The organism is Pseudacidovorax intermedius (assembly GCF_003350475.1).
Taxonomy (GTDB): Bacteria; Pseudomonadota; Gammaproteobacteria; order Burkholderiales; family Burkholderiaceae_C; genus Xenophilus; species Xenophilus intermedius.
The window spans coordinates 147,721-158,523 of record NZ_QQAV01000012.1 but is presented as its reverse complement, the minus strand read 5'-3'; the positions used below and the strand labels follow the sequence as shown (position 1 = coordinate 158,523).

At 69.3% G+C, this 10,803-nt stretch carries 4 protein-coding genes; 2 read left to right on the top strand and 2 right to left on the bottom strand.

Annotated features, from left to right (window positions below; genetic code table 11):
• The coding region (locus DFR41_RS23370; RefSeq protein WP_114804477.1) for an Ig-like domain-containing protein at positions 1-5,541 on the top strand (5,541 nt) is incomplete at its 5' end.
• Between the two features lie 168 nt (positions 5,542-5,709).
• On the opposite strand, the gene DFR41_RS23365 is transcribed toward DFR41_RS23370, so the two are convergent.
• Complete coding sequence (locus tag DFR41_RS23365) at positions 5,710-7,806, bottom strand: EAL domain-containing protein (protein ID WP_147284419.1); 2,097 nt, start codon at positions 7,804-7,806, stop codon at positions 5,710-5,712.
• Positions 7,807-7,870: 64 nt separating this feature from the next.
• Positions 7,871-8,554 carry a transglutaminase-like cysteine peptidase gene (locus DFR41_RS23360; RefSeq protein WP_425326727.1) on the bottom strand — a complete coding sequence of 228 codons (684 nt, stop codon included), beginning with the start codon at positions 8,552-8,554 and terminating at the stop codon, positions 7,871-7,873.
• A 267-nt stretch (positions 8,555-8,821) separates the two neighbouring features.
• Here DFR41_RS23360 and DFR41_RS23355 point away from each other — a divergent pair, with 267 nt between their 5' ends.
• Entirely contained in the window at positions 8,822-10,717 is a 1,896-nt protein-coding gene (locus DFR41_RS23355) for a TolC family outer membrane protein (protein ID WP_170159451.1), read from the top strand.
• The last annotated feature ends 86 nt before the right edge of the window (positions 10,718-10,803 follow it).

The window sequence follows — 10,803 nt, the reverse complement described above, 5'->3', positions numbered from 1 at the left end:
GACTACAACGGCAGCCTGAGCTTCACGTACACGGCGACGGACGGCCGCACGCCGGTGACGGCGACGGTCAACGTCGAGGTCACGCCCGTCAACGACGCGCCGAAGGCGGTGGACGACGCGGTGAACACCGCCGAGGACACGCCGATCTCCATCCCGGTGCTGCGCAACGACACCGACGTGGACGGCGACCCGCTGAGCATCATCGGCTTCACGCAGCCCTCGCACGGCACCGTGACCCTGGGCGCGGACGGTAACCCGGTCTACACCCCCAGCCTGGACTACAACGGCGCCGACAGCTTCACCTACACCATCAGCGACGGCAACGGCGGCACGTCGACCGCCACGGTGTCGATCACCGTGGGCGGCGTCAACGACGCACCCGTGGCGGTGCCCGACACCAACATCACCAGCGAGGATCTGGTGCTCAAGGTGGGCACGGTGGGCGGCGTGCTGGCCAACGACCGCGACGAGGACGGCGACACGCTGTCGGTGGTCAAGGTCGGCTTCAATGGCGCGTCGGTCGATGCCGGCAGCCCGATCCAGGGCCAGTGGGGCACGCTGACCCTCAATGCCGATGGCAGCTACACCTATGCGCCCAATGCAGCCGCGCAAGGCCTGGACGATGGCGAGAGCGCCAAGGACGTCTTCAGCTACACGGTCACGGATCCTTCGGGCGCCACCTCGACCACGACGCTGACGCTCACGGTGACGGGCGCCAACGACGCGCCCGTGGCGGTGGACGATTCGGCCACCACGCCGGAAGACACGGCCGTCACCATCAGCGTGCTGACCAATGACACGGACGTGGACGGCGAAGCGCTGACCGTGACGCAGATCGACGGCAAGGCCGCCACCGTGGGCCAGGCCATCGCGGTCGAGCATGGCACCGCCACGCTCAATGCCAACGGCACCATCACCTTCAACCCCGATGCGGGCTACAACGGCCCGGCCAGCTTCACCTACACGGTGAGCGACGGCACGGCACGCGACATCGCCACCGTCAACATCGTGGTGGACAGCGTGAACGACCCGCCGAACGCGCTGGACAACGTGGTCACGGGCTTCGAGGACGCGCCGCTGACCTTCGATCCGCGCTCCAACGACGTGGATCCGGATGGCGACGCGCTGACCATCACCGCCATCAACGGCCAGCCGATCACCGTCGGCAAGCCGGTGGCGCTGGCCGACGGTCTGCTGAGTCTGAACACCGACGGCACGCTGACCTTCACGCCCAACAAGGACTTCAACGGCAAGGTCGACTTCCAGTACACGGTGGACGACGGCCGGGGCGGCACCGACACCGCCAAGGTGACGATGAACATCACGCCGGTGAACGATCCGCCGGTGCCCACCGACGTGCCCAACGTGCCGGGCCAGAGCTTCGATCCGACGACCAAGAACTACAGCCTGGTCACGCCCGAAGACACGCCGATCAGCGGCAAGGTGGCCGCCACCGATGTGGACGGCGACACGCTGACCTTCGCCAAGAGCAGTGACCCGGCGCATGGCACGGTCACCGTCAACACCGACGGCAGCTACACCTACACGCCCAGCCAGGACTACAACGGCAAGGACAGCTTCACCGTGACGGTGAGCGACGGCAACGGCGGCACGGCGACCTCGACGGTGTTCATCACCGTCACGCCGGTCAACGATGCGCCCACGGCGCCGAACTACAGCCTGACCACGCCGGAAGACACGCCCATCAGCGGCAAGGTCGTGGGCAGCGACGTGGACGGCGACACGCTGAGCTACACCAAGGGCAGCGATCCGAAGAACGGCACGGTGGTCGTCAACGCCGACGGCAGCTACACCTACACCCCGGGCAAGGACTACAACGGCAGCGACAGCTTCACCGTGACGGTGAGCGACGGCAACGGTGGCACCGCCATCTCGACCGTGACCATCGGCATCACGCCGTCCAACGACGCGCCCACGGTGCCCAACTACGAGCTGACGACCCAGGAAGACAAGCCGGTCAGCGGCAAGGTGGTGGGCAGCGACGTGGACGGCGACACGCTGAGCTACACCAAGGGCAGCGATCCGGCGCACGGCAGCGTGACGGTCAACGCCGACGGCAGCTACACCTACACCCCCGGCAAGGACTACAACGGCAGCGACAGCTTCACCGTGACGGTCAGCGACGGAAAGGGCGGCACGGCCACCTCGACGGTGACCATCGGCATCGACCCGGTCAACGACAACCCGGTGCTGCCGACCAACTACAGCACGGCAACCCAGGAGGACACGCCCGTCACCGGCAAGGTGGTGGCCACCGATGTGGATGGCGACAACCTCAGCTATGCCAAGGGCAGCAACCCGGCGCATGGCACCGTGGTCGTCAATGCCGACGGCAGCTACACGTACACGCCCACCAAGGACTACGCCGGCAACGACAGCTTCACCGTGACGGTGAGCGACGGGGCGGGCGGCACGGCCACCACGACGGTGAACGTGACCATCGCGCCGGTGGCGGACACGCCCAAGGTGGTGGTGGATGTCGGCACGCCCGTGGCCACCCAGGTGACGGTGACCAGCCAGAACGCGGGCTCCACCGACCAGGGCTTCAAGGTGACGGCGACCAAGCTGGACGGCACCCCGGGCACCATCAGCTTCATCAACGGTGGCGGCGTGGTGGGCTTCGGCGTGGCGGGTGCGGCCAGCAACGGTGCCGACACCGAGCTGGGCTACCAGTCCGGCAAGTCCGAGAAGCTGTCCATCGCCTTCGACAAGGCAGCCTCCAGCGCGACGCTGACCTTCTCGTACCTGAACCCGACCGAGCATGCCAGCTACACGCTGTACGACGCGACGGGCAAGGTGATCGGTGGCGGCGTGGTGACGGGGGTGACCGACCTGATCGATCCGTCGATCACGGTCAAGAGCGACACCGGCGCGCTGATCAGCCGCATCGAATTCGCGGCCCCGGGCACCAATGACGACTACGTGATCAACAAGGTCAGCTATGTGGTGGGCGAGACGGTGCCGGTGACGGTCACCGTCACGCCGAGCGACGTGGACAACTCCGAGTTCGTCAGCGGCGTGGTGCTGCGCGTGCCTGCGGGGGCGACGCTGTCGGCCGGCACGGCCAATGCCGATGGCACCTGGACGCTGCCGCTCACGAGCAATGGCGGCTACACGGTGAACGTCGATCCGGTGACCCATGCGGTGACCATCACCGGCCTGACCCTGTCGGTGCCGGCCTCGTACACCGGCGACCTCTCCGTCACGGCCGTGGCCACCGTGTATGACACGGTGCCGACGGCCACCACCACCGGCACCGGCAGCGACACCGAGACCAATGCGCCCATCGTTGCCTACGACGACGTCGGCAGGGTCAAGAGCGGTGCGACCCTGACCGTCTCCGCGGCCAATGGCGTGATCCAGAGCGGCGCCGATTCCGGCGGCAAGGACGTGGGCACCGGCCTGGTGGTCACCGGCGTGCACACCGGCGGCGACGCGACCAGCGTGGCTGCCACCGCCACCGCCGCGCCCGGCCAGACGCTGACCGGCCAGTACGGCAAGCTCACGCTCAATGCCGACGGCAGCTACACCTACGTGGCCGACAACGCCAGCGGCCTGCCGAGCAACAAGACGGTGACGGACACCTTCACCTACACCGTCACCGGCGAAGCCGGCAAGACCGAGACGGCGCAACTGGTGATCTCCATCGGCGGCACCAACAACGCGCCCACCATCCAGGCGGGTGCCGTGGCGGCCGTCTCGGAAGAGGGCCTGCCGGGCGGCATCCCCGACACCACGGGCAACACCGACACCACCAACGCACGCACCGCGACGGGCAACGTGGTGATCGGCGACATCGACGGCGATACGCTGGCCGTGACGCTGGTGGCGCCCACGACGGCCCTCACCTCGGGTGGCCAGTCCATCGTCTGGACCGGCGCCGGCACGCAGGAGCTGATCGGTCACATCGGCAGCGCCACGGGCACCGAGGCCATCCGCGTCGCCATCGGCAACGACGGCGCCTACACCGTCACGCTGAGCAAGCCGCTCGACCAGCCCGTCAAGGGCCAGGAGGACGTGAGCCAGTTCAACGTCGGCGTGCGCGTCAGCGACGGCACCACCGCCACCACCGGCAGCCTGACGGTGCGCGTGGAGGACGACAGCCCTGTCGCCGCCAACAGCACGGCCACCGGCTTCGTGCGTGCGGACAGCATCAGCATCAACTCGCTGCAGGGCGGCTGGATCAACCCGGTGTTCGACAACGGCACCCGCCAGACCAGCCAGTCCAACACCGACAACGACAGCCTGGTCGACAAGATCAGCTGGGGCTCTCCGGCCAGCGGCAGCGGCCAGTCGGGCTACACGCTGGTGGACAACATCGGCTACACCAGCGCCACGGGCACCGCCATCAAGGCTGGCACGCCCTTCAAGCTGGCCGACTTCACGCACGACAACTGGCCGATCAACAGCGGCTCGTCCACGCTGGACAAGGTGACGATGACCATGTCCGCCAACGTGGTGATCAACGGCGTGGTGACGGCGGTGAGCTTCAACGTGCTGTTCGACCACACCGAGACGCCCAACGGCAACGACCCGGTGGCCTCGCGCGACATCATCAGCCTGCCGGCGCAGGACGTGATCGTGCAGGTCGGCATCCAGAGCTACACCTTCCGGGTGGAGGGCTTCAAGGACGCCAGCGGCAACTTGGTCAACACGATCTACACCGACGAGCAGGCCAGCAACACCTACAGCCTGTGGGGCAGCATCAGCTCGACCGATGCGCTGCCGCACATCACCGGCCAGGTGGATGCGCAGGCGGGTGCCGACGGGCTGGCCAGCGTGACCTGGGGCGACCTGACGAGCCAGTACGGCACGATGAAGGCCAATGCCGACGGCACCTACGACTTCGAGGTCAACCGTGCCACCCGCGACACGCTGGCGCCCGGGCAGTCGGTGACGCAGAACTTCAGCTACACCGTGACCGACAAGGACGGCGACACCGCCACTTCGACGGTGACGATCAGGATCGAGGCGCCGTCCGAGATCCAGCTGACGTCCACCACGGGCCAGGACTACACGGGCACCGACCATGGCGACCGCATCGTGGGCAGCACCGGCAACGACGTCATCAACGGCGGCGCTGGCGACGACTCGATCCGCGGCGGCGACGGTGCGGACACGATCCGCGGCGGCTCGGGCAACGACGTGCTGACCGGCGGCGCCGGTGCCGACACCTTCGTGTGGAAGCTGGGCGACCAAGGCACGTCGGCCACGCCGGCGCGCGACATCGTCACGGACTTCGGCACGGCCTCCAAGGCCAACGGTGGCGACGTGCTCGACCTGCGCGACCTGCTCCAGGGCGAGAACCACACCACTGGCGTCGGCAACCTGGGCAGCTTCCTGCACTTCACCAAGTCGGGCAGCGACACGGTGATCGACGTGAAGCACGAGGGCGCGGCCGGCGGTGCGGTGACCCAGCAGATCGTGCTGAGCAATGTGGACCTGACGGCCAACAACTCGCTCACCGACGCGGCCATCATCCAGAACCTGCTGAACCAGGGCAAGCTGATCACCGACTGATCGGCGAAGGCCCCCAAGCAAAGCAGCCCCCTCGCGGGGGCTGCTTTTTTTTGCGAGACGCGCGGGTGCGCTCGGATGCCTTGGACGGTCGTGCGCACAACGCTTGCGCGGCCCGGCCCGGCCCGGCCGCGTCGCCGCCGCCCAGCCCGACGTTTCAGCGGGTCGGATTCAGCGGTTGAGGTAGCGCGTCACGGCCGGCCCGGTCACGCCGCCGATGCCGAGGCCGGCCAGCGCGCGCCATTGGCCGGCCGAAGACACCTGCTCCGCATAGGCCTCCACGCCCAGGCCGCGTGCCACTTCCACCATGGCCTGCACCAGGCGGCGGTAGCCTTCGCTGCTTTCCACGCTGGCCACGAAGGAGCCGTCGATCTTCAGGTAGTGCAGCTGCAACTCGTGCAGCCGCGGCAGCAGCGCCAGCTGCCGGCCGAAGTGCTCCACACCCAGGCGGCAGCCGTGGCGCGCCAGCACCTGCGCGAGCATGGCCAGGGCGTCCACATGCTCTTCGAGCCCGCGCTCGCTCAGTTCGAAGGACAGCCAGTTGCATTCGGCCGGATGGCTGCGCAGCAGCGTGTCCAGGCGCGGCAGGAAGCTGGGCTCCAGCAGCGAGCGCGGCGAGAGGTTGACCGCCAGCGGCCCCGGCTGGCGCTGCAGGCTGTCCAGGGCCAGGCGGGTGGCGATCAGGTCGCATTCCTGCACCCAGCCCAGGCGCAGGGCGGCGGGCATGAACTGGCCGGCCGACAGCAGCGCGCTGCCTTCGGGCGCGTCCGGGGGCGGCGTCATGCGCAGCATGGCCTCATGGTGGATCAGGCGGCCGTCGGTCTGGCAGACGGGGTAGAAGACCAGGGTGAAGCGCTGCTCCTGCAGGGCCTGCTGCAGCAGCGCGTCCCATCCGCTTTCGCCGATCACCGGCAGCTCGCTGCCGGGCTCCGCCGCCTCGGCGATGCCGCGCACGGCGCCCTCGGCCTGCATCAGCGCGGCGTCCAGCCGTCCCATCACGTCGCCCGGGCTTTCGCCGCGGTGCCAGTGGCCGTGGGCCACATCGACCTGGGCGGCCGGCAGGCGTGCCCCGGTATCGGCCCAGCCCGAGGCCGCCGCGCCCGACGCCGGCTCGCCGACCGCCAGCGCCCCGAAGTCGCTGGGCAGGGCGCCGAATCCGGTGGGCAGGGGCGCAAGGCCGGAAGTGGGCGGCGCGAAGCCCGTGGGCAGGCTGCCGTCGCGCGCGTCCTGCAGCGACAGCACGGCGGCATGGGCTCGGGCCGCGAGTTCGGCCAGCTCGGCCGCGCTGCCGCCCGGCCAGAGGTAGGCGAAGTCGGCACCGTTCAGGCGGGCCAGCACCCGGTCGCCCTCGACCGGCAGCACGCCGGCGAGGACCTTGGCCACGGCGGCCAGCCAGCGGTCCGCGCGCTCGCGGCCGATCTGCCGGTTCAGCGCCATCAGGTTGCCCACGCGCAGCAGCAGCAGGCCGCCGGCCGGGTCCTCGGCCTCGTCGTCCAGGGCATTGCGCAGCGCGCCCATGAAGAACTCGCGGTTGGGCAGGCGGCTCACCGGATCGCGCGTGGCTTCGGCATGCAGCCGGCGGATCTGCGCCGCCTGCTCGGTGAACATGGCATGCACCCGCGCCACCATGCGGTTGAGGGCGCGCGCCACGCTGCGCAGTTCGATCACGCGCGGCTCCTCGATGGTGTGGAACTGGCCGTTGCCGACCGCGTCGGCCTGGTCGGCCATGTGCTTGAGCGGACGACGCAGCCAGCGCACCAGCGCCGTGATGCCCAGGCCCCACAGCAGGCCGGTCAGCGCCAGCAGGGCGCCCAGCAGCAGGGTGCCTCGCCACAGCGCCACATAGGCGTACTGGGTGCTGGCGATCACCGTCACCCGGCCCGCCTGCTGCCAGCCATTGCTCACCAGCGCCTCGCCGGGCGTGGCCTGCAGCGGCAGCAGGCGCGAGAACCATGCCGGCACGTCCGCCCCCGGCTGAACGGCGCCGCGGTTGCGGTCGACGACCACCTGGCCCTTGACGTCGGTGTAGCGCACCTGCTGGAAGTGGCCGCTGTCGAACAGGGCATTGACCAGCGTCTCGGCCATGGCCGGATCCTCGCCCTGCTGGGAGATGGACATCGCCAGTGAGACGGCCGCGTCCGCCCCCTGCGCGAGCAGCTGCTGCTGCAGGTACAGCCGCGACGTGGCGATGCTGACGGCCCAGGTGCCCAGCAGCACCGCGAACATGGCCAGCAGCACGCTGAGCCAGAGTCGTCTCAAGAGGGACACGGGATTTCTCCTTGGAGGGGACGTTGCCGGCAGCAGAAGCGGGCGCCGGCAGGGCAGGGGAAGGTCATGGGATCGAGCCCTCGGCACGCATGCGCGCGAGCACGTCGCGCCAGCGGGTGAGCCGGTCCACCGGATGGCTGGCGGCGTTGCCCGTACCGGCAAAGATGCCTTCTGCGTTGAAGCTGAAGACGGGCGTGAGATCGGGGCGCGAGCTGGCCGGCATGATGCTGGAGACCAGGCTGTCGAGCACGAGCGGCATGGCCTCGGGCGTGGCGTAGTAGCTCAGCACCATGTGCGCCTGCGTGGCGCCGCCCACGCGGGCGCGCACATAGGTCAGGCGCAGCCGCTCCTCGGGCACGCCCATCGCGCGCAGGGTGAAGTACTTGCCGATGACGTAGTCCTCGCAGTCGCCACGGCCGCGGCCCAGGGTCTCGACCGGCGTCGCCCAGTAGTCCTCCTGGCCCCAGATCTCCATGTCCTCGCCGAAGCGCACGGCGCGGTTCCAGTGTTCGTTCACGCGGCGCAGCTTCTCGCGTTCGTCGAGCTGGGCGGCACTGTCGACCAGCGTGCGCCAGGCCGTGAAGGCCTGCTGGCCCCAGGCGCCGTAGCGCTGGACCATGGTGCGCTCCATGAGCGCCGCATCCCACGCGCGGACGCCCGCCGGGCCGCCCAGCGCCAGCAGCACGGCCAGGAGCAGCGCGACCCATGTCCGGCGACCCGCCACGGGTGGCGTGCGCGGGCCGGGCAACAGGGCGAAGAAGAGTTGCGTAAACACGACAGGCTGGGCGCAAAAAGGGAAGCGGAAGGGCACCCGTCAGCGGTCCAGCGCGGAAAAGTTCCGAATGTAAGCGGAATGTTGCAACATTCTTAACCAGTCTGTTACCGCTACGTAGAATAATTTATTAGATTGATGCAGCTGGCCCACGCAGCCGCACGGCGCGAGCGAAAGAAGCCTGACAACAACCAGACACGCGCCATCTTTTTTACAAATCCACCCAGGACCTTGATTGATCGTATGTCCGTGCTGACCTTCCGCCCCGTTGCCGTGGCCGCCTTGTTGGCCTGCAGTGTCGCCGTCGCCCAGACGCCTGCCACCTCGGCGTCCGCTCCGACGCCTGCAGTGGCGCCTGCCGCTGCCGCCACTGCGCTGCCGCCGGCCTCGCTGGGCGATGCCGTCGGCCTGGCCATCAACCGCAATCCTGAGGTGCTGGCGCGCCTGCGCATGTACCAGGCTTCCGATGCCGAGCAGGCCGTGGCGCGCAGCGCGCTGCGTCCCCAGGTGGATCTGCAGGCCTTCACCGGTTACCAGAGCAGCCGCATCAGCGGCAGCGACAGCCAGAGCTACAGCCGTCCCGGCGCCAACCTGCAGCTGCGCCAGACCCTGTTCGACGGCGGCGCCGCCTCCAGCGACACGCGCCGCGCCGGCTTTGCCAAGCTGAGCCGCTACTACGACTACCTGGCTGCCAGCGACGAGATCGCGCTGCAGGCCGTGCAGGCCTACATCGACGTGGCCCGCTATCGCGAGCTGGAGCGGCTGGCCGCCGACAACTGGGGCTTCCACAACGAGACGCGCGAGCAGCTCGACCGCCGTGCCTCGGCCGGTGTGGGCAAGCGCGTGGACCTGGAACTGGCCCAGGGGCGCGCCGCCCTGTCGCAGTCGAACTGGCTCACCGACAGCGCCAACCTGCACGACGTGACCCAGCGCTTCCAGCGCCTGGTGGGCCAGCTGCCCGCGGCCCAGCTGGCGCCGGTGCCCGAGACCTCGGCCAACCTGCCGCCTGCCCAGCAGGTGCTGAACGAGGCCATGCGCCGCAACCCGGGCTTCCTGTCGGCCGTGTCGGGCATCCGCGCCGCCCGTGCCGACCTGGACGTGCGCACGGCCGCCAAGTCGCCCACCGTGGCCTTCGTGGCGCAGACCGGCACGGACAAGCAGCTGTCCGGCCTGGATACCGTGCAGCGTGTGCAGAACAGTTCGGTGCAGGTGGTGCTGAACTACAACCTCTACCGCGGCGGTGCCGACGATGCCCGGGCCCGTGCCGCGCAGGAGAACTTCTACGCCGCGCAGGACCAGCGCGACCTGGCCTGCCGCAACATCCGCCAGACCGCCACCATCGCCTACAACGACCTGCGTCGCCTGCGCGAGCAACTGAATTACCTGGAGCAGCACCAGCTGTCCAGCGAGAAGGCGCGCGAGGCCTTCCGCCAGCAGTTCGACATCGGCCAGCGCTCGCTGCTGGACTTGCTGGACACCGAGAACGAGGTGTTCCAGGCCCGCCGCGCCGTGGTCAACGCCCGCTACGACTACCTGCTGGCCGGTTACCGCGTGCTGCAGCAGACCAACGGCCTGCTGCCGGCCATGAACCAGAAGCCGCTGATGGTCGATGCGCCCGAGGTGCCCGAGGGCGGCCAGGCCGAGGACGAGGCCGTGCTTTGCAGCACCGAGATGACGCCGCCGCAGGTGCTGGACACGGCCGCGGTGGTGGCTGCCCGGCCGCCGCTGCAGCCCACCCCCGGCCAGACCTCGCCCGCACCGCGCCCGCTGCCGGTGCCGGCACAGACCGCGCCCGACACCTCCGGCGTGGCATCCACGGTGCAGTCCTGGGCCCGCACCTGGTCGGCCAAGGACCTGAACAACTACATGGCCTTCTACTCCAGCACCTTCCGTCCTCAGCAGGGCAGTGTGGAAGCCTGGAAGTCGCTGCGCACGACGCGGGTGACCAAGGCCGGCCCGATCAGTGTGACGGTGGAGGACCTGCAGGTGCGCGCGGATGGCGCCAATGCCGCCCAGGCTTCCTTCAAGCAGACCTACCGCTCCAGCGACTACAACGACGTGGTCAACAAGACGCTGCGCTTCGTGCGTGAAGGCCAGGCCTGGAAGATCCAGTCCGAGGTAGCCACGCCGGTGCGCTGACCGCGCCGCCCCTGTCGAGGGGCTTTCCGGCAAGACGACGGGCCCTTCGGGGCCCGTTTGCTTTGGCGCACGCACCAGGGCCACGG